The following is a 22,088-nucleotide window of genomic DNA, read 5'->3' as shown; positions in this document are numbered from 1 at the left end:
ATAAATAGCTGTTAATATCAAACTTATTTATTTCTTTATTATCCAATTCCTCCCCATAGTATTCCAAGTATTAATACCAATATAGTTAGACCACAAAATACATATTTCCCCAGAGGAATAATAAATTTAGGTACCTCTCCATCCAGTCCCTTTCCTATTTCGTCTTTTACAAATTTATCTCCACATACCCAGAAAAACATAATTGCAGCAAGTAATGCTCCAAGTGGTATAACGTAAATACTAACAACATCCATCCATTTTCCCATAACTTCTACATTCTCTATTAAAAGTCCAACGACTACTCCAATAATAGCTATAATGCTAACTGATTTTTTCCTAGATAATTTAAATTTATCTTGCAATGCCTCTATTGGTGTTTCAAATAAATTTATTAATGAAGTTATTCCAGCAAATAAAACTGCTATAAAAAATATTATAGAAAACATTTGTCCCAAAGGCATTTTCTTAAATACTTCAGGCATAGTTATAAATAACATTGGAGGACCTGCTGTTGGCTTCATTCCAAACGCAAAAACTGAAGGTATTATTACTAAAGCTGCCAAAGAAGCTGCTAATGTATCGAATATGGCAATACTCCTACTAGCTTTAACAACATTTTCACTATCTTTCAAATAACTTCCGTAAACAACTGTTCCAGAACCTGCTAATGATAATGAAAAGAAGGATTGCCCTAAAGCATATATCCAAGTCTTTGGACTTAGTAATTTTGACCAATCAGAAGTAAATAAAAATTCATAACCTTTGCTTGCTCCATCTAGAAATGGAACTCTTATAGCCAATATTATAAAAAGCACAAAAAATGCTGGCATTAAAATTTTATTAACTTTTTCTATACCTTTAGAAATTCCAACGCTCATTATTATAAATGTCAATGCTAAAGCAATTAGATGCCAAGGTACACTACCAAATGTTCCCGCAATTTCTCCAAAATAAGCTGTACTGTCCGTAGTTTTTACTAAATCTCCCACAAAAGCTCCAAATAAAAACTTGATTATCCACCCTACTACTACAGAATACCCTATCGCTATTGCCAACGAGCCAATAACAGGTATTAACCCTATTACATCACCATTTTTCTTTCCTCTTTTCTCCATTGCCTTTTTAAAAGCTCCAAGTGGTCCTGTTTTCATAGCTCGTCCAAATGTCATCTCTTCAATGACTCCAGTAAAACCAAGTAGAAATATACATATAAAATATGGAACTAAAAAAGCAAATCCTCCAAATTGACCAACTCTATATGGAAATAACCAAATATTTCCCATCCCTACTGCTGAACCTACACACGCTAGAACAAATCCCCATCTAGATGAAAACGTATCCCTAGTACCTAAATTACTTACATCCTGTTTTTTTCTTTTACTCATATTAGACCTCTCCTTCTAATTAAGTTAAGTAAGGATAAAAAATATCAGCTAAAAATTTAGCTGATATTTTTTTGTATTATTTAGTTACTCGATTGGCTCTAAACTAGCTTGAAAATGTCTTAAAATTGGTGGTTCCCAAGTAATTTTGTATCCCTTAACGTCTTTTGCTCTATCCTTAATAGCTATTAACGCCTCTGCCATTATATCGAAATGAGCTTGAGTATAAACTCTTCTTGCAACGGCAAGTCTAGTAAATTCAAAATCCGCTTGTAATTGTTCCCCTGTATCTGGATCGTTACCTAACATATATGAACCTATATCACAAGTTCTAATTCCAGCTTCTATATATAATTCAACAGCCAGTGCTTGTCCTGGAAATTCATTATATGGAATGTGAGGGAACATTTTCTTTGCATCTACAAATAGTCCATGTCCTCCAACTGGTGCTTGGTAAGCTATTTCATTATCATCTAAAATAGATGCTAAATACTCTAATTGTCCAACTCTATAATTTAAATATTCTTCATCTAATCCCTCATATAGTCCTATAGCTAAAGCTTCCAAATCTCTTCCTGAAAGACCACCATAAGTTATAAATCCCTCATAAGAAATACAATTTCCCTTTACAAGTTGATATAAATTTGCATCATCTTTAATTCCAATAAGTCCACCCATGTTAGTTATAGCATCTTTTTTAGCACTCATAATAAACATATCTGCATAACTAAACATTTCTCTAGTAATTTCTTTCAAAGATGAATTTTTAAACTCTTCTTCTCGTTCTTTTACAAAATGAGCATTTTCAGCAAATCTTGCAGCATCTATACATAATGGAATGTTATATCTTTTACAAACTTCTGATACAGCTCTCATATTTTCAACGCTAACTGGTTGGCCACCTGCGGAATTATTAGTAATAGTCATAACCACTAAACCAACTTTTCCTTCATGTTCATTAACTAACTTTTCAAACTTTTCAACATCCATGTTACCTTTAAATGGTGCTCTATGAGTAGGATCTTTAGCTTCTTCTACAACACAATCAATCGCTCTTGCTCCAGCTAATTCCACATGTGCTCTTGTAGTATCAAAAAACATATTTGAAATAGCAACTTTTCCTTCACTTAGTTTAGTAGGGAATAAAACTTTTTCTGCTCCTCTACCTTGATGAACAGGTTGAATAAACTCATATCCAAAAATATCTCTGCCTGCTTCTACTAAACGAAAATAGCTCTTTCCTCCTGCATAAGCTTCATCACCTTTCATAACTCCTGACCATTGTTCGTCACTCATTGCATTTGTTCCACTATCTGTTAATAGGTCAATATAAACATCTTCTGCTCTTAAGTTAAAAAGATTATATTTAGCTTCCTTAATCTTTTCTATTCTTTCCTCTCTAGTTAACATTTTAATTCTTTCCACCATTTTAATTCTAAATGGTTCTGGTATGTATCTTTTTGCCATAATATCTCCTCCTAAACTTTCTATTTAATAAAATATTATCATATTTAAATTATTCAGTCAAGCATTATGAAGTATTTTTTAACTTTTTGAATATTTTTAATAATTTTTTATCTTTTATGAGCTTATTTGTCTTTACAATTAATAAAATATTATTATTTTTTAAGGTTAGACTTTAATATTTAATAAAACTTATATTTAAAACTAAACCTATACAAATTTTTATATCCTATAATACATTTGCTACTTCTTTTAATGTACAAAATACTACTTAAAAATTTCCCATAGTCTAATTTTATTAATTATTTTCTCACATATAATTAATTTAACTGTACGAAAGTTTTAAAAGTTAAAATTAAAGAATTACAAAAAAGATTATAAAAATACATTTAAATTTATCAGCCTAAAAATTAATTTTAACTAGTGCATAAAAAATACTGTATTCAAAACTATCAAGATGAGTAAATCAGATTTTTATCTATTAATCCAAAATTGGATTTAATGAAACAGAAGCCTTGTTTATTTGATAGCTGAATTTGTAAATATAGAAATAAGAAAGAGATTTTAATTATTATCGATAATTAGTTTATGAATATAAAAGTTTTGAAAGTATTGACGAAAAAGATATATTCCTAAATATTAAAAACAACAAAATTAAGTTTAAATTCATTTTATATAGTTAAATTATAAATTAATACCTCTAAAAATACGGTATAAATTTTATTTATAAACAAAAAAATCAAAGCTCAAATTTATGAGTTTTGATTTTTCCTTTTCATTCCGACTTCAAAATCTTGTAGATATTTAAAATCAAACTTAGAATATAATTTATCTGCTGGTCTATTTGCAAGTAAGGTAATATGACACTCTTCGTTACAATTATCTTTAAAGTAATTGTCAACTTGTCTCATAATCATTTTACCTAACCCTTTTCTTTGATAATCCTTATGTACCATAATATCTGCAACAACAAATGTAATTGCTCCATCCCCTACTATTCGTCCATATCCTATTAATTTGTCATTCTCATATATGCAAACATTTAATAGAGAATTCCCCAAAGCTATTTCAGCTCTATTCAAACTCTTTTCTCCACCCATTCCAGATGATTTTCCAAGTTCAATATAGTCTTCTGGTTTAGGAGCCTTCAATAAAATTTCCATAGTTTCTCCTTATAAATATAAGTTCATTAAAATAGCATCACCATATCCATTTTCATATTTAAAATAATTTTCATAATACCCTATTTTTTCAAATCCAAATCTTTCGTACAAGCTTATAGCTCCATAATTGTCTGATTTTACTGTTAAATCTACAATTTCTATATATTCATTTCCTGCTGCATATCTAAGAAGAGAATCTATCATTTCCCTTCCTATACCTTTATTCCAATAATCTTTTTTTACAGTAACACCCAAAGTTACTCTATGACTTGCTCTTCCAGTATTTCCCTTTAAAGAACCTAACGAAATAATTTCTCCTTCAAGCTTTGCAACAAGCATAAGACTAGTTTTGCTGTATTTGTAAGAATCAATTATTAGCCCCTCATCAGCTTCAGACATTTCATCCGCCTGTTCTTTTGTCATAATTAAATTATCACTTTCTAAAGATATATCCTTTAAATATCTAACAATTTCCTTAGCATCTTCTATTTTTGCCCTATCTATTACATAATTCATATAATTCTCCTATTAATAAATCCAATTACAAACATTCTACTACACATATCTATTTTTTTAAATAAAAAAACACCCTTAAGGGTGCTTTTATTTTATATTTTCAATATAATCTACAAATATCTCAAAGTTCTTAACTAATGATTTCGCCTTATCTTCTCTTAATTTACCATCTTCTATACTATCTTGAATTTGTGGAAAATAAACTTCTATACCTGGTACAACTATAGCCTTAACACCACTAGCTCTCATTACTCTTCTTAAATCACCTTGAGCTCTTATTGAACCCCAATATCCAATAGAAGCACCTGTTATCATAACAGGCTTATCCATAAAAACTCTTTCTCCTCTAGAACACCAGTCTATGAAGTTTTTTAGAACTGCTGGCAAAGAATAATTATATTCTGGCGTAACTATTACAACACCATCTGCCCATTTTACATCTTCCCTAGCTTTTTCTACAATAGGCCAATTCATTTTTTCAATGTCTTCTGAAAACATTGGAATTTCCTTAATTTCAACTTGTCTGATATTATAATTATCTTTATACTTATCCATCAAGTAATTTGCAACTATTTGATTATACGAATCCTTTCTAGTACTACCAACAACAAATAAAATATTCATACTATCTCCTAATTAGCATTTAAAACAGTATCTATTATCTGAAGCTATATAATCTACAAAGTTATTAAAAGCTTTATTCAATGACTCTGCATTCTCATCAATTAATTTTCCATCTACAACTCTATTTTGAATTGTAGTGATATAAACTTCTGTACCTGGAACTACAATAGCCTTTAATCCTGGAGATAACATAGCTTGTCTAACATGACTTTGAGCCATAACAGTTCCAAAATATCCCATAGTAGCTCCTGTTATCATAACAGGTTTATTAGCTAAAACAAGTTCTATTCTTGAACACCAATCTATAAAGTTCTTAACTAATACAGACATTGTAAAATTATGCTCTGGAGTTAAAATTACAACACCGTCTGCCCACCTTACATCTTCTCTTAACTTAGTTACCGATGCAATTTCATCATTTTCAATATCTTCAGAATAAACTGGTAAAGACTTTAAATCAGCTTCTCTGAAATTACAACTTTCTCCATATTTATCTGCCAGATAATCGGCTATTATTTGGTTAAAAGATCCTTTTCTAGCACTTCCTACAACTAATAAAATATTTATGCCATTTTCTTTGTTAATTATCATAATACTCTCCTATTGTTTAATATTTTCGCTTAAAATATATACCCATATATCTTACGAATAATTATTCACCTTCTGGATATTCAACTCTTCCATCAGAATGTTTTGCAAATCTTTTTTGTGATGGATCGTGTACTACCTCAGCTCTAGAAAATGGCCATCCACCAAACTGAGTTTTTTCATAATCAACATAAGCTTGTCTTATTTCATCCATTGTTGTCATAACAAAAGGTCCATAAGCTGCTACTGGTTCTTTAATAGGCTCACCATCAAGTATCAAAATTTTAGCCTCAGTATTTCCAATGTTTTTTATTAAAGTATCTGCATTTCCTTTTAAGAAAGCGTACTCTCTTTCACCAAATTCTTCACCATCTATTGTGATTTTATTTCCATTGTAAAAATATACCGCCCTATTTAAAGTATCAGAAATACCTTTAATAGTGTACTCTGCTCCTTCTTCTAAAGTAACAAATTTTATTCCAACATGGTTTTCTGGATTATTTGCCCAAGAATCCCTTGTAGGTTTTAAGGCTTTAATACCATCTTCCTCACCAGCCACTAATTTTACAGATATATTTTTCCCATTAACATCTTTTTTCTCTATTACTGGTACATCTTCTCTCCATAACATTTTATAGTCTGGTTCAACCATTTTATGTTTACTGTCTAGATTTAACCAAATTTGAAATAAATCTAGTGGATTATCTTCTTCGGTATTAAATAACGGAAACATTTCACAATGTTGAAGCCCTTTACCTGCTGTCATCCATTGAACATCTCCATTAGCATATCTTCCACTCGCTCCAAGTCCGTCTGAATGATCAACAACTCCATTTTCTACTACTGTTACCGTTTCAAAACCTCTATGTGGATGGGCTGGAAAACCTGGTACATCTTCTCCATAGTACATTTCCCATTTACCAGTATTACCTTCTGCTGGACCTAATTTTCCATTACCTCTAGGATATCTATCATCATGATATGCTGTAAGAATATAAGGACTTTGTACATCTAAACGTCTTCCAAAGCCCCCTCTTTCTAATATATTCATAATTATTCCTCCTTGATTTATATAATTTGTAAAAGTTTGTTTTTTACTACTTTCAATATATACCCCTAGTTAGTAATATTAAATATATCCTCTTCTAATGGCACTTCAATAAAAAAGCCGCATTAAAATCAAATGCGACTTTCTTAATAGTTATATTATATTAGCTAATTATTGGCTAATGGTATTTGTATTTCTGTAATATATTTGTCTCTATTACTTTCTATAAATTGGTCGATAATATTAGTTGTTATAAAATAATCTTCTAATAATATGTTCCTTTTTTCTCCTTCTTTTCTTATTCTCTCAGCAGTCAAAGTAATTCCTTCATAATCTCCAATATGATATCCGGTTAAAAACTTCCCCTTCTCTACAAAATTTACTAAATCTTTATTTAAAATTCCAGGGTTTTCATGATAGAATTCATCAAAATCTTTCATATACATTAGAAAAGTCTTTTTATCTTTTCTATATTCAACCATTGTTATATATCTGTAGAATAAATTGTTTACATATATACTTTTTTCTTTTCCTAGCAACATATAACTTCTTCTCTCATTTTCTACAACAGTTATATCTTCAAGGTTAATACCCTTTAGTTTTTCCTCCACAAAACTAGTCTTTCTTTGAATTGCTTTTTGAATATTTTGCAATCTAAATATTTTTTCTGTCAATAATTTATACTGTTCTGTTAAATTAGATATTCTACTTTCATATTCCATCATATCTAGGTAATTTTTTATATCGTCTATCGAATAATCTAAATTTCTTAAATATCTAATTGTAGCTAAAGTGTAAATCTGCTCAATCTTATATTTCCTATAACCATTTTCTCCCTTTTTGAAAGGCACTAACAGTCCAACTTTGTTATAATATCTCAGCGTTTGCTCATTTATATTAAATAAATTAGCCAATTCTCCAATATTTAGCAAGTTTTCTTCTACGATAACTATCACCTCTCATTTCTATCATATGGTATACCTAAACTTCTAGGATTATTGTCTTTACCTATTGATAACAGCAACACAACTACCGCTATTATATATGGTAGCATCGTGAATACTTGCGAAGGAATACCAAAATTCATACTTTGTAAAGTATATTGTAAGCTTTCTGTAAATCCTATTACAAGAGATGCACAAAATACTAAAGCTGGGTTTCTTCTACCCAAAGTAACAGCCGCTAATGCAATATATCCTCTACCTGCAGTTATATTTTCCGAGAAAAAACCAAACTGTGAAACTGTCATATAAGCACCACCAAGTCCACAAAGTATTCCATTAATAAAACAAGCTAAATATCTAATTCTAAATATATTTAATCCTGCAGTATCTGCTGCACTTGGATTTTCTCCTACAGCCTCTAACTGAACTCCCCACTCTGTTTTATAAAATATAAAACAACTTACAGATATTATTGCATAAAGTATGTATACTAATATATCTTGATGAAATAACACTTTTCCTATTATCGGTATAGATGACAACAGTGGAATTTTAATAACTGGAAGTATATTTACCGATGGTAAATCTACAGAGTCACCAAAAAACATTAAAAATATAAAACTTGTAACTCCTAGTAATAAAAAGTTTATTGCAAGTCCTATTATAGTTTGATTGCCTTTACAAGAAATAGCTAAAAATCCTTGAACAATTCCAATTATTCCACTAATCACCATAGACATTAAAATACCTAGCAAAAGATTACCTGTAAAATAATAAATTATAAAACTGGAAAATGCTCCTGTTAGCATCATACCTTCAACGCCTATGTTTAAAATACCTGACTTTTCAGAAATACTTTCTCCTATTCCTACAAAAGTTAAAGGAGCTGCCATCTTTATAGAAGATTGTAGTAGTTTTTCTACTATAATTAAAAAACCATTCATTTTCTATGCCTCCTTTTTTCTCTTATAGGATATTACAAAATATTTTGCTATTAACAACAATACAATTAGCCCTAAAATTATAGATGATATAGAACTAGGCACACCTGCTGTTCTTTGCATAGAAGATGCTCCTACGTCTAGCATTGCTATAGCAATTGCTGATATAACAACTCCTACAGGGTGATTTCTCCCGAGTAAAGCTACAATAATTGCAGTATAACCATAGTTAGGAGATAGCCCTTCAACTAACCTATGCTGTACTCCAGCAACTTCTATCACTCCAGCTATTCCTGCTAATCCACCACTTATCAAAGACGATAAAATAACATTTCTATTTACCTTTATACCCGAACAAAAACTTGCTCTTTGGTTTAGTCCGCAACTCCTCATCTCAAAGCCCTTAGGCGTTTTCCAAATGAATATATATATTATTACAGCAGCCACAAGTCCAATTATAATTCCAGTATGTAATCTTGTTTGAGGAATTAAAACTGACAAAGTTGCTGAATCTGAAAAATTTGCTGAAACCGGAAAATTATAAGCAGGATCTTTTAAAAATGTACGTACTGCCATTGCCACTATATTAATAGCTATATAATTTAGCATTATACATATAATAACTTCTGACAATTTAAACTTAGCTTTTAAAAATCCTGGTATTAACGCCCATAATCCACCAAATATAAATCCAACTAAAATCATAAAAGGAATTAATACAAGCTTTGGTAAACTAGAAAAAGTTAAAGCTATGTAAGTACTGACCATTGCTCCAATATACAATTGTCCTTCTGAACCTAAATTTATAAATCCAGTTTTATTACCAACAGCACACCCCAGACCCACTAGCATCAAAGGTGTAGCCTTTACAAAAACTTCCCCCACTTGGTACTTGTTTCCTATTATTCCTCTAAAAAAACCATTTATTGCAGTTGCAAAATCTCCTCCTACTATTAATATCAACCCTAATACAACAACTAGAATAGCTATAATCATAGAGATTAAATAAGTTATATTTTTTTTCTTCATATTTACCTCTTTCAGTTCTAAAAGAAATCTATTCCTGCCATCATCTTTCCAATTAAATTAATATCTAGCCTGTCGTCATTCTCAATCTTCTTAGAACAATTTCCATCATACATAACACAAATATTATCACTTAATTTTATTAGCTCATTTAAATCTGTAGAAATAAGTAAAACCGCTACTCCCTCTTTACTAATTTCACATAACAAATTGTGAATATATTCAGTTGCACCTACATCTAAACCTCTCGTAGGTTGGAAAGCTATCAATAACTTAAGTTCTCCTTCAAGCTCCCTTGCTACTACTAACTTTTGTTGATTTCCTCCTGACAAATATCTAATTAACGTACTTGCCCCTGGAGATTTAATATCGTATTGTTCTATCAACTTGTTAGTTTTTGACTCTAGTATCTTTTCATTTATGAAACCTTTGGATTTATAACTACTCTCAAAATGTTTTTTCAAAAATATATTATCTTTCAAATCCATATCTGAAACTATAGCATCAGAATGTCTATCTTCAGGTATATATCTAACTCCCTTCAAATATCTATTACTAATACTTAATCCCAAAATACTTTCATTGTCTAAAGTTATATCTCCTGAATCTGGTTTCTCTATACCTGCAATAACCTCTGCAAGTTCCTTCTGACCATTGCTATCAACTCCAGCTATCCCTAAAACTTCTCCTTTGTTAATATCTAAATAGACATTTTTCAATGTAAAAATACCTTTATTCTTAACAGATATACTCTCTATACTCAAACATTTCTCATTAAACTTTTCAGAAGATTCCCTAAAATTACTATCTACAAGTTTTCTACCTATCATATACTCTGATACTTGGTCTTCGTTAGTATCTTCAATATCACAAGACACAATTTTTTCTCCTGCCCTAAGTACAGTTATGGAATCGCTAATATCAAAAATCTCTTGAACTTTATGAGTGATAATTATAATTGAGTGTCCTTGTTTTTTTAATTCCTTAAGAACTCTAAAGAAAAGTCCTACCTCCTCAGGTGTTAAAACTGCAGTAGGCTCATCAAAAATTAACAACTCAACATCTCTATATAAAAGCTTAATTATTTCAACTCTTTGTTGCTCACCAACAGATAAATCCTTAATTAATCTCTTAGGATCAATTAATAATCCATATTTTTTTGATAAGCTTGAAATTTTACTATCTATGTTTTTTCTGTTTAAAATAGGATATCCCTTTTCATTTTTTAGACCTAGAGTAATATTCTTTGAAACAGTAAATTTATCAACTAATTGAAAATGTTGATGAACCATACCAATTCTATATGTCAATGCATCATTTGGAGAGTCAATACTAACTTTATTTCCATCTATGAATATATCACCTGTATCAGCTTGATACAGGCCATATAAAATATTCATAAGCGTAGTTTTTCCAGCTCCATTTTCCCCTAGTAGTGCGTGTATGCTATTAGGTTTAATGGTCAAATCTATATTTTCTAGTACGTTTTTTCCAAAAAAAGACTTGGAAATATTTTTCATTTCTAACAACATACTATCACCTCAAATGCTATTTTGTTTTTTCTTCTTTCAATGGAACTTCAAGTTTTCCACTCTCTATTTGTGAATATAAATCTTCTATTTTTTTAACAACATCTTCTGGTATCTTTCCTTTTAAATCTTTGTTAAAAGTAATATCTACAACTTTATCTTTTATACCTAAATATGTAACAGAATCTCCAAATTTATTACCTATAACTTCTTCTAAAGCGTAATTTATAACTTCTGGCATTCTGTAAACTGTTGAACATAAAACAGTATTAGGAGCAACAGAACTTTGGTCGTAAGAATTTCCTAAAGCATAAACTCCTCTTTCCTCACAGGCCTTAATAACACCAGTACCAGCTTGATTTGCAACTTGGTAAATAACATCTGCACCTTGATCTAACATAGAAGTTGCAGCCGCCTTACCAGCAGTAACATCTGTAAAAGAATTTACATAAGATTCTAAAATTTTAATGTCAGGATTAATTTCTTTTGCTGCAGCTTTAAAAGCTTCAACCTCTTTAATAATAGAAGGTTGCTCAACACCTCCAATTACTCCAATAACCTTTGTTTCAGACATAGAAGCTGCTAAAGCTCCCATTAAATAACCACCTTGTTCACAACTCATAACATAAGACGACATATTTTTAGCCTTTGAATTAGACTCAGTCGCCATAAAATATTGGTCTGGGAAAGTTTCTGAAACCTTTGCCGCTGGTTGTCCAAATTGGAAACCATGACCTATTATCAAATCATAACCTTGACTTGCATAGTCAGTATAAGCAGATTCCATATCAGCTACAGTAACATTTTCCATAAAAGTAGTCTCAACATCATGTTTTTCTTTAAGTTTGTCTAAACCTTCAACAGCTGTTGCATTCCAACCTTGGTCATTAGCTGGTCCAGATAACAGTAAAGCCACCTTTAAAGAATCCTTTGAACCAGAACCTCCTTTTCCAGTATCCTTTGCCTTATCATTTCCTCCAGAACAAGCTGTGAAAATTAGTGCAGTTAAAAGCATCATCGCTACAACAAATAAATTTTTCTTTTTCATAATATCCTCCTATATTATAGTTTTTTATAAAGTAAATTTGCCTTCTCAGCTAATTTAATTTCATCAACATTAAGTAATTCACCATCTTTGAAAATAGTGTTCCCTCCAACCATGGTAAATTTAACCTCTCCCGTTAAACCAAGTCTAGCAATTAAATTTTTAGGGTCGTGTAAAGAACCAGACAATTCAAGCTTATTTATATCAATAGCGAACAAATCCGCTGCCTTACCAACACTTAAATCACCAATATCATCTCTACCTAAAGTTTTAGCACCACCAACAGTTGCCATCTTTAAAATATCATAAGCATCTACACAGCCACCTCTTTGCTTACTATGAAAAGTTTGCATAAGGTAAGCAAGTCTTACAGAATCTAAAAGATTAGAGCCGTCATTAGTCGCAGAACCATCACAACCTAAACTTAAAATAACTCCTTGTTCCTTAAGCTCCTTTAAATCTAAAATAGGAAAACCTCCAAGTACAGCAGGGTTTGGACAGTGGGATAAACCAGTCTTAGTAGAAGCCATCTTTAAATATTCATCTTTTTCTAACTCCCAACAGTGAGCATACCAAACATTCTCTCCAATAAACCCTCTTTCCTCACACCATTCTAGAGTTCTTTTTCCCCATCTCTCAAACATTTGGTCATTTTCGCCTTCACCCAAATGGGTGTGAAGTCTTGCATTCTTAGCCTTAGCTAAATTAACAGATTCAATAAAAGTATCCTCATAACAGTTAATTGGCTGGCAAGGAGCAATTACTACATTTTGCATAGAAAATTTAGAATTGTCATTGTATTTATCAATTAACCTTTCGCAGTCTTTAATAAAATCTACAGTATTTTCTCTCATATTATCAGGAATAGTACTTCCTTTTTCCCTAGGTAAAGTATTAGTACCTCTTCCACCATGGTAACGAATTCCTAATTGACCTGCAGCTTCCATTTGTCTATCAATAAGATAAGTCCCTGACTTTTTAGTGTAACAATATTGATGGTCAAAAGCAGTTGTACAACCATGCTTAATTAAATCTGACAAAGCAGTCATTGTAGAATAATAAATCATATCCTCGTCAATATTTTGAAATATCTTGTAAATCTTATCCAACCATTCAATTACAGTCATCATAGGATAATTAATATCCTGTCTATTTCTTACAAAAGTCTGGAAGAAATGATGATGTGTATTTACTAAACCTGGATAAATTATGTAATTACTACAATCTATTACCTCATCAACACCTTTGTCAATATTCTTACCAATTTCCTTAATCTCTCCATTTTCTACAAAAACATCTACTGAATTATAAACATTATCATTAGAATCACAAGTCACTAAAGCGAAAATATCTTTTAATATTACACTTCCATTCATACATTCTACCTCCTAATTCATAGCTTAAAGTAACTATAAACTTTTCCGTTTATTTTAGTATAAACCTTATAGTAACTATAATGTCAAGAAAAGGTACTAAAAAAAGACCAGTGATTTCTCACCAGTCTTATTTTAGCGTGTACATGAGTAATAATATCAACAAAAATGGAACCATCGTTAATAGAGAAAGCTTAAAAGTTTTCATAATAAACCCCTTTCGAAATTATAACCACCTTTATCTTTACTCTATTATCCATAAACTTAATTAACTGCATATTAAGCTTACGTTAAATTTAAATAAAACCTCATAATAATATACAATTATTTGGAGGTTTTTATGAAAATAGATCAAAATAATATAATGGCTATAGTGGATTCTGCCAAAAATTTTATGCAAGATAAGCTTATAGTTATCATATACAATTCTATAGGCTTTACAAAAAAGATAGACTCTTCACAAGAAGATACTGATTTTTTTTCTAATCAAGAAATTGGCGAAATATTTGATGCATTAATACAAGAAAATATTAAAATATTACCTTACAATAATGAAATGGATTTTATAAATTCAGTCACTAATAATATAATAGAAACTAATAATATAATTGTCTGGAATCTTTCACGTCAAGGAACTTATAATAATCAAAAATCATTAATAACTAGCTTTTGTGACTTTAACAAAATTCCTTATATTGGGTCAAGTGTTTATTCTATGAACCTTTCAAGACATAAACTACATTTTCAAAAAATTCTTAAAAGTTTAAATTTATGTGATATACCCTCATATTCAATTAATGAGTTTAAAAATACTAATATTATTGATGGCAATTTCATACTAAAAAAAGCTAAAGGATCTGCTAGTAGAGGTATAAAAGAAGAAACTAGTAATATTTGTTATACTAAAATGAAAAATTACATTAATGAAAACAATATTTCTAAAGATTATATAATTCAAAAATATATAAAAGGATATGAAATTGAAGTTCCATTACTTCAAATAGATGGGAAATTTGTTCCGTTTGGAATTTCAGGAATAAAAATTAATAATTTAAAATATTTTTCTAATCAAATAATGCCTGAAGAAATGTTTGATTCAAATTATTCATTTTATAACTTTGAGTACTTTGCAATTAATCAATTAAATTTTATTAACTGTAATTTTATTTATTCTAGTGCAGTAAAAATTGCAGAAATTCTAGAATTAAAAGATTATTGCAGAATTGATTTTCGCATAGATTCACAATATAACTTATATTGTTTTGATATCTCTACAACACCTTATTTAACAAAACATTCTTCGCCTAACTTTTTATTTGAAACTGTAAATCTTAATCATTCAGATTTATTATTATCAATAATTGGAGCTTTTAGCTCCAATACTGATAATCACTAAAACTCCATGCCTTACAAAATATAGGTGGAATATGTTTATAATTGTTTGAAAAAAACAGATCTATTTGTTGAGATTTTAAGTTGCCATAATTTTGATATAAGTATAAAAGTTTTTCCTTTCGTTCAATAAAATGGTCAACAATATTGCTATCCGTAAAAAGTGACGGAACTATTAATTCATCAATTCGTTCAGCTATATTGTTATCATTTTGTTGAACTATATCAATTAAGCATTTATTATATTGACAAAAGAATATATAAAAATCATCTGTTTTTTCTTTTTTTAATATTTCATCTAAAATATTATATGCATTTTCATAATCTTCACTATAAAAAAGCATACCAGCATAATTAATTGCGGAAACATGTTTGTCTTTTATTTTAGAAAATTTTTCAATTAGTTCTTTTTTCTCATAATTCAGTAAAAATTTAGATAATAAAATATTATTTTTTATTTTATAATTTTTATTTGTATAATTATCTATATTTTTTTTATTTCTTTCATAAAAGCCCATAACATCATTAATTGTTTCTATATCTAAATAAAAAGAGATTCCAAGCAAATTTGAAAAAATCATTGGAATTATTTTGTCATAGTCTAAAAAATCATTTACTTCTGTTTCAAATTCATTTATTATTGACCATAATTCATAGCTAGATTTTCTATAACTAACTATGCTCGTTGATATGCCTCTGCGAATTACATCATAATACTTATAATAAGAATAATTAGATTTCATTAAAGAAAAAATTTTCTCTTCAACTATTTTGTAAATTTTTTTTGCATCAGAAATTTCTTCAAATGATAAATAGTTTATTATTTCTGGGGCTAATAATATACCTAATTTTATTAACATTTCATTTTCGTAGCTTTCAATTAAATCATAAAAAATCTTTATAGATTCGTACAACAATCCCTTTATTTTAGGTTTTATTTCTTTTCTAATATTATAACTACACTCTAATAAAATTTTCAATTTGTGGTATGTAATCTCTGCAGATATAATAGTTGGAAATTTCATTATATTTATTTTGCTTAATTCATTATAAATTTTTAATAATTCTTTATCATCTTTTATCAAATCATTTTTCAATATTTTTAATATACGTGAATAATCTTCGTTTATAAATTCATCTTCTAATTGAGTAGAATTATTCCTTAATATATATATAAAATTATAGCCTTCAGCTAAATTACCATCAAATAATTTGGCGTTCTGAAATCTTAAAAAATAATTTTCAGGGATTTCTTTTTTCATAAAAAAATCGATTAACTTAGCAGTTAATCTTTGTTCTTTTTTATTTTTTAAATTTATAGTATAATTTTTTACATAAATAGGAATATTCTCCTTTATTGAATAATAGTTGTTCTTCTCTTCCACTAGATCTCTTTTCTTTAAATTTTCCAAATAATTTATATAATCAAATTTTGCTTTTTGAAACAATGTATCAAACCATTCTATAGGTATACCTATTGGCATGGAAAGTAAAAGTAATAATGATTTTTGAATATCTGTTTCTTCATTTTCTTTGACAAGAAATAATTCTTTTAAAATATCTTTATCTTCTTTAATATTTCTAATATCTTCATCTTCTTTATGTTTAAGAAAATATTCAAGATTTCCATAAGAACCATTACTTAAGTTTATATAATGTTCTACTTTTTTATCATCATTTAAGGCTTTTAATTTTTTTAAAATAGTCTCATAAGTAGTCTTACTATCTTCACTTAATTTGTGCTTTATTTCTATATAATGACTAAAAGTTATTATTGGATTATAAAAACATTCAGTATTTTTATTAATTTTTTTAAAATAGTCAGATACTCTGTTTTCTTCAGTAGTAATTATTGATATTACGGAAGATTCTTCAAATTCATTTATATACTCTTCAACTTTTTTTACCGATAATAGACCATTTGCTGTAACATCTTCAAACCAGATAATATTAATTTTTTTATTATTTAAAAAGTCTAGTATCTTTTTTTGTAAATCAATAGAAAATTTAACACCTAATAACTCCACTGATGGCACGGTAATTTCTATTTTATTTAAAACTTTCTCTAAAATAGGTTTATTTCTAGTTTTTAACTCTTGATTCATTAAAACTTCTTCAGCAGTAATTTTAATAATACTTCCTATATTTTTTAAATTATCACCTAAATTAATATTATCAATACATTGTTTAACAAGTCTTGATTTACCTGAATTTTTTAAACCTGATATTACAATAATTTCAGATGATTTTTTTTCACAATTAAATTTATTATTTATATAATCAAAAATTTCATGTAGTTTATCGCACCAAATATCAAACTCTTTCACTAAAACCTCCAAATAATTGTATATTATTATGACCTTTGTTATATAGTATCTTTATGATGCTATTATTCAAAAATAACGTTGTCATATTTTATTCATTATAGCATATTTAAATAATAATATATTAATATCAAGGAGTTATATATGGAAAATACTATTATCAATTTTATTGAAACAAAAAAGCTAGAAAATTTATCGACTAAAACTTTAAATGCTTATTATTTTGATTTACTTAAACTTAACGAATATCTTATTTCTTACAAATATTCTTTTTCTCTGGGAATTCCTAACTATATGAAATTTTTAACTCAAAGTAGCTACTATACCTCTAATACTAAAAAAAGAAAACTTATCACTATTAAAATGTATATTAACTATCTTTTTGAAAAAAATGTAATTGAAAAATTTGATTTGCCCAAAATCTCCATAAGAAAGGAAAAGAATCTTCCTAAAACTCTCTCAAATAGAGAAATTAAAAATTTACTTTCTTCTGTAACCTTTGAAAATAAATTGTCTCCTAAAAAACTCAGAGATCAAGTTCGTAATTTAGCTATATTAGAAATACTCATTAGTTTAGGACTTAGAATAAGCGAAATTAGTAATATTAATATTTTAGATTATATAGAAAATGAAAATAAAATTATTGTACGCGGGAAAAATAAAAAAGAAAGAATTTTATTTATTACAAATTTACAAACTCAAGAAGCAATTTCAAATTATATTGCTATAAGATCAGAATACTACCCTTCTAAAAATGAAAAAGCTTTGTTTTTAAATAAGTATGGTAATAGAATCTCTATATTTGGTCTTGAAGATATTTTTAGAAAATATAAAAATTTAGCTAATATTAACCCAAATGCTACTCCTCACTATTTAAGGCATAGCTTTGCAACAGGTTTGCTAGATAACGGCGCAAATTTAAGAGATATACAAGAACTTTTAGGACATTCTAGTATAACTACTACTGAAATTTATACTAGCGTTTCTTCTGCTAGAAAAAGAGAGGTTTTGTCTAAATATAATTTACGCCAATATATATAAAAAAGAACTAGATTTATCTAGTTCTTTTATAAATCATCTTCTATTACTGAGCTTTTTGCATATGCTGTTACTTTGCCTTCAAAGAAGTCTGTTTTTACACCATTAGGGTCACTATATTCACTTACCCATTTCATTGACTCTGGCTCGTTTTCATAACCTGGATACAACACTCCAAATCCAAGTCCTGTCGAGCGTAAGTTTCCAAGGTATCTAATATAGCTATCTACCATTTCCATATTTATTCCTTGAATATTATCTCCAAGTACATATTGTCCCCAAGCTATTTCTTCTTCTACCCCTTGTTTTATCATATCTCTAAACATTTCTACGTTTTCTTCTGTGAAAATTTCAGGTTCTTCTTTTTTAAGTTCTAGTAAAATAGATCTAAATAACCATAGATGTGTATTTTCGTCTCTATTTATATATCTAATTTCTTGAACTGTCCCTGGCATTTTTCCTATTCTTCCAAGACTGTAGAAAAACATAAATCCAGAATAGAAGTAAACTCCTTCTAGTATATAGTTTGCTACCATTGTTTTTACAAGTGCAATTTTTGACTTGTCGTCTAAAAATTCATTGTATAAATTTCCTATAAACTTGTTTCTTGCTAGTAGGTGCTTGTCGTCTTTCCATTGGTATAAAATTTCTGAACGTTCTTCTGGTGAACAAATTGTATCTAGTATATAACCATAACTTTGGCTATGTACAGCCTCTTGAAAGGCCTGAATTGTCAAACACAAGTTTACTTCATTAGCTGTTACATATTCTCCAACATTAGGTAAATTCGCTGTTTGAATGCTGTCTAAGAAAACCAAGAAAGAAAGAGTCTTGTCGTAAGCTCTTCTTTCATGTTCGTCTAGTTTTCTGTAATCTTTAATATCTTGTGTCAAATTAATTTCTTCTGGTATCCAAAAATTGTTCATAGCTTGTCTGTACCAGTCAGATGTCCAAGTGTATTTTATATTGTTAAAGTCGTTAAGATTAGTGGTGTTTCCATTAATCATTCTTCTTTTGCTAAGTTCAATATCTCCATTTTCGTTAAAAAGACCTTTTCTGTTTAAATCATGCATTTTACTTCCTCCTTATGCTGAACAAGAATCACATTCTTCAACTTCTAAAGACTTACTTCTAACATAGTATATAGTCTTTACTCCGTTTTCCCATGCTTTTACATATAAATTCAAAATCATTCTCATTGTAAATTCTGTTGTTATATAAAGGTTAATAGACTGACCTTGGTCTATATGTCTTTGTCTTACTCCTGCTGCTCTAACTACATGGGTTTGGTCTATTTCGTGAGCATTTTCGTAAGTCCAAAATGTTTTTGGATTAAGTCCTGGTGCAACTCTTGGAACTATTGAACCTTTTTTCTCTTCTAAGAAATATCTGTTCATTACAGGGTCTACTGCTGCTGTAGTGCCAGCTATAATTGAAGTTGAACCTGTTGGTGCTACTGCCATTATATAACCGTTTCTAAGTCCATTTTTTTGAATATCTTCTTCTAGTTGTTCCCATTTTTCGCTTATATAACTTCTTCTAGTAAAGTACTCTCCACTTTGCCATTCTGAACCTTCAAAAAATTCATAGGAACCTTTTTCTTTTGATATTTTCATACTTGCTTCAATAGCATAATAATTTATATCTTCATATAATCTATCTGCAAATTGTACATGTTCTTCAATATCTGACCACATTATACCCTCTTTTACTAGAGCGTGGTGGTAACCTGAAGTTCCAAGTCCAATTGAACGATATTTCTTGTTTGTAATTCTAGCATATGGTATAGGATAGTAGTTTAAGTCTATGACATTATCTAGTCCTCTAACTGCTGTTTCTACAATATACTGTAATTCTTCTTGGTTATTTATATCTATGTTTCCTAAAACTAGTGATGCTAAGTTACAAACTACAAAATCACCTGCTTTAGTCTTAGTTACTACTATTGTATCTCCATTTTCGTCTTCTATCTCTTGAGATACTGTTTCTATTTCACTCATATTTTGTAAAATCTCTGTACAAAGATTAGATGAATATATTATTCCTTTATGTTTGTTTGGATTCATCTTATTAACAGTATCTCTGTTAAATGCAAAAGGAGTACCTGTCTCTGTCAATGATTTTATAATTAACCTTACTAAGTCTTTTACTGAAATAACTCTCTTGTCTATTCTAGAATCATTTACACAATCCCAGTATTTTTCTTCCCAATCTTCTCCGTAAGAATCTTCTAAACACCAGCCTTTAACAACCATAATTTCATGTGGATCCATTAAATACCAGTCTGCGTTTATATCATTTTTTGCTAGTTTCCAAAAAAGGTCTGGGTAACAAACCGCTGGAAAAACATCGTGTGCTTTTAATCTATCGTCACCATTATTTGTACGAAGTTGTAAAAACTCTGGAATATCTTTATGCCAAACATCTAAATACACAGCAACTGAACCTTGTCTTACTCCTAGTTGGTCTACTGCTACCGCTGTGTCGTTTGCAAGTTTTATCCAACGTACAATTCCACCTGCTACACCTTTAAATCCTCTTATATCAGAACCTGTAGCTCTAACTTTTCCAAAGTACATTCCCATTCCGCCACCGTGTTTTGAAACTTGTGCAAAATTGTCTATTGAGCGGTAAATTCCGTCTAAGCTGTCAGGAACAGTATCTATAAAACAAGAACTTAATTGGTGGAACGGCTTTCTAGCATTACTCATAGTAGGTGTTGCAACTGTAACTTGTAAATTACTGTAAACATCATAGAATCTTTTTGCCCATTCTACTTTGTTCTTTCCTTCTGGAATTGCTAAATGCATAGCTATTCCCATAAACATCTCTTGTGGTGTTTCCATTATTTTATTGTCATGAGTTTTTATTAAATACCTTTTAGACACAAGCTCTATTGAACTGTAAGTGAATAATTTATTTCTAGACTTGTCTATTACTTTTTCAAGTTCATCTATATCGTCATTTGAATAATTTTCTCTAATGTAAGGTCCGTAAAGTCCTTGTTCTTCTAAAAACTTTATTTTAGTTTTAAAGTCTTGAATATCGTATCTTACACACTCTTCTTCTATCTGTGTTTCAAGCTCATAACAGTAAAATCTAGCAGAAATATACTCCCAGTCTGGTGCTTCTTTACTTGTTAGCTCTGAAGCTGCTCTTATTAATACTTTTAAATAATCTCTATCATTCATCCCTTTTTTTACAAAGGATGTGAATTTTATATAAAGTTGTTCTATCTCATATCTAGTTCTATCATAATCGTCTTGAATGCTTTTAATAATATTTAAAATATCTTGGTCTGAAATAAAATCTTCAAATTGTTCAACAACTTTTCTGTCCATACTATGTTGAGCTCTATACAAAATATAGCTTTTTACTACAGCATAGTAACTATTATCTATTAAAGTTAACTCTACCAAATCTTGTATTTCTTCAACAGTTACAATATGCCCTTTAGGATACTTATTTGATACTGTTTCTTCGACAACTTTTGCCATTTTTTCAAGTTCTTCTTTTTCTACTATTTTATTTACCGAAGAAAATGCCTTTTCCATAGCCCTAACTATCTTATTTAGGTCAAAATCCACATGATTTCCGTCTCGTTTTATAATTTTCATGTCTTTCTCCATTCCTTTTTAAGTACACTATATATAGTACCACATTATCTAAACCATAGGCATATTTTGTGGTT

18 protein-coding genes are annotated in these 22,088 nt (G+C 29.1%); 2 read left to right on the top strand and 16 right to left on the bottom strand.

Features of this window, described 5'->3' with window-relative positions; all coding sequences use genetic code 11:
- Window positions 1–38: 38 nt before the first annotated feature.
- The 13 genes from CS899_RS09050 to CS899_RS08990 form a co-directional block, all read right to left on the bottom strand.
- Window positions 39–1,385 (bottom strand): sodium-dependent transporter, encoded by a 1,347-nt coding sequence (locus CS899_RS09050; RefSeq protein ID WP_100065876.1) that lies wholly within the window; start codon window positions 1,383–1,385, stop codon window positions 39–41.
- Window positions 1,386–1,469: 84 nt separating this feature from the next.
- On the bottom strand, window positions 1,470–2,849 hold the full coding sequence (locus CS899_RS09045; RefSeq protein ID WP_100065875.1) for a tryptophanase: 1,380 nt from the start codon (window positions 2,847–2,849) through the stop codon (window positions 1,470–1,472).
- Window positions 2,850–3,598: 749 nt separating this feature from the next.
- Entirely contained in the window at window positions 3,599–4,009 is a 411-nt protein-coding gene (locus tag CS899_RS09040; RefSeq protein WP_100065874.1) for a GNAT family N-acetyltransferase, read from the bottom strand.
- A gap of 9 nt (window positions 4,010–4,018) precedes the next feature.
- On the bottom strand, window positions 4,019–4,525 hold the full coding sequence (locus CS899_RS09035) for a GNAT family N-acetyltransferase (protein ID WP_100065873.1): 507 nt from the start codon (window positions 4,523–4,525) through the stop codon (window positions 4,019–4,021).
- 87 nt (window positions 4,526–4,612) lie between these two features.
- A complete protein-coding gene (locus CS899_RS09030; RefSeq protein ID WP_100065872.1) occupies window positions 4,613–5,149 on the bottom strand; it encodes an NADPH-dependent FMN reductase in 537 nt (178 codons plus the stop codon).
- A 12-nt stretch (window positions 5,150–5,161) separates the two neighbouring features.
- Window positions 5,162–5,740 carry an NADPH-dependent FMN reductase gene (locus CS899_RS09025; protein WP_100065871.1) on the bottom strand — a complete coding sequence of 193 codons (579 nt, stop codon included), beginning with the start codon at window positions 5,738–5,740 and terminating at the stop codon, window positions 5,162–5,164.
- A gap of 61 nt (window positions 5,741–5,801) precedes the next feature.
- Window positions 5,802–6,788 carry a pirin family protein gene (locus CS899_RS09020; RefSeq protein ID WP_100065870.1) on the bottom strand — a complete coding sequence of 329 codons (987 nt, stop codon included), beginning with the start codon at window positions 6,786–6,788 and terminating at the stop codon, window positions 5,802–5,804.
- Window positions 6,789–6,952: 164 nt separating this feature from the next.
- Window positions 6,953–7,741, bottom strand: coding sequence for a MerR family transcriptional regulator (locus CS899_RS09015; protein WP_100065869.1), 789 nt, complete (start codon window positions 7,739–7,741; stop codon window positions 6,953–6,955).
- Window positions 7,738–8,673: an ABC transporter permease gene (locus CS899_RS09010; protein ID WP_100065868.1), complete on the bottom strand. Its 936-nt coding sequence runs from the start codon at window positions 8,671–8,673 to the stop codon at window positions 7,738–7,740. Before CS899_RS09010 ends, CS899_RS09015 begins: the two co-directional genes overlap by 4 nt.
- Window positions 8,674–8,676: 3 nt before the next feature.
- On the bottom strand, window positions 8,677–9,699 hold the full coding sequence (locus tag CS899_RS09005; protein WP_100065867.1) for an ABC transporter permease: 1,023 nt from the start codon (window positions 9,697–9,699) through the stop codon (window positions 8,677–8,679).
- Window positions 9,700–9,716: 17 nt separating this feature from the next.
- Complete coding sequence (locus tag CS899_RS09000) at window positions 9,717–11,228, bottom strand: ABC transporter ATP-binding protein (protein WP_100065866.1); 1,512 nt, start codon at window positions 11,226–11,228, stop codon at window positions 9,717–9,719.
- 16 nt (window positions 11,229–11,244) lie between these two features.
- Complete coding sequence (locus CS899_RS08995; protein ID WP_100065865.1) at window positions 11,245–12,273, bottom strand: BMP family protein; 1,029 nt, start codon at window positions 12,271–12,273, stop codon at window positions 11,245–11,247.
- A gap of 14 nt (window positions 12,274–12,287) precedes the next feature.
- The gene (locus CS899_RS08990; RefSeq protein ID WP_100065864.1) at window positions 12,288–13,646 is read right to left on the bottom strand and encodes an amidohydrolase; all 1,359 of its coding nucleotides are present in this window, start codon (window positions 13,644–13,646) and stop codon (window positions 12,288–12,290) included.
- Between the two features lie 337 nt (window positions 13,647–13,983).
- Here CS899_RS08990 and CS899_RS08985 point away from each other — a divergent pair, with 337 nt between their 5' ends.
- Window positions 13,984–15,039, top strand: a complete 1,056-nt coding sequence (locus tag CS899_RS08985; protein WP_100065863.1) for a D-alanine--D-alanine ligase family protein — start codon at window positions 13,984–13,986, stop codon at window positions 15,037–15,039.
- Here CS899_RS08985 and CS899_RS08980 read toward each other — a convergent pair.
- Window positions 15,014–17,362, bottom strand: a complete 2,349-nt coding sequence (locus CS899_RS08980) for a hypothetical protein (protein WP_100065862.1) — start codon at window positions 17,360–17,362, stop codon at window positions 15,014–15,016. The genes CS899_RS08985 and CS899_RS08980 overlap by 26 nt on opposite strands.
- 141 nt (window positions 17,363–17,503) lie before the next feature.
- Here CS899_RS08980 and CS899_RS08975 point away from each other — a divergent pair, with 141 nt between their 5' ends.
- The gene (locus CS899_RS08975; protein ID WP_100065861.1) at window positions 17,504–18,400 is read left to right on the top strand and encodes a tyrosine-type recombinase/integrase; all 897 of its coding nucleotides are present in this window, start codon (window positions 17,504–17,506) and stop codon (window positions 18,398–18,400) included.
- A 26-nt stretch (window positions 18,401–18,426) separates the two neighbouring features.
- Here the strand turns inward: CS899_RS08975 and CS899_RS08970 are convergent, their stop codons facing one another.
- Together CS899_RS08970 and CS899_RS08965 are read right to left on the bottom strand one after the other, a co-directional pair.
- The gene (locus tag CS899_RS08970) at window positions 18,427–19,470 is read right to left on the bottom strand and encodes a ribonucleotide-diphosphate reductase subunit beta (protein WP_100065860.1); all 1,044 of its coding nucleotides are present in this window, start codon (window positions 19,468–19,470) and stop codon (window positions 18,427–18,429) included.
- A gap of 12 nt (window positions 19,471–19,482) precedes the next feature.
- Window positions 19,483–22,014, bottom strand: a complete 2,532-nt coding sequence (locus CS899_RS08965) for a ribonucleoside-diphosphate reductase subunit alpha (RefSeq protein ID WP_100065859.1) — start codon at window positions 22,012–22,014, stop codon at window positions 19,483–19,485.
- Window positions 22,015–22,088 lie beyond the last annotated feature (74 nt).

Source organism: Miniphocaeibacter massiliensis, from assembly GCF_900232905.1.
GTDB lineage: Bacteria > Bacillota > Clostridia > Tissierellales > Peptoniphilaceae > Miniphocaeibacter > Miniphocaeibacter massiliensis.
This window is presented reverse-complemented; position numbering and strand designations above follow the sequence as displayed.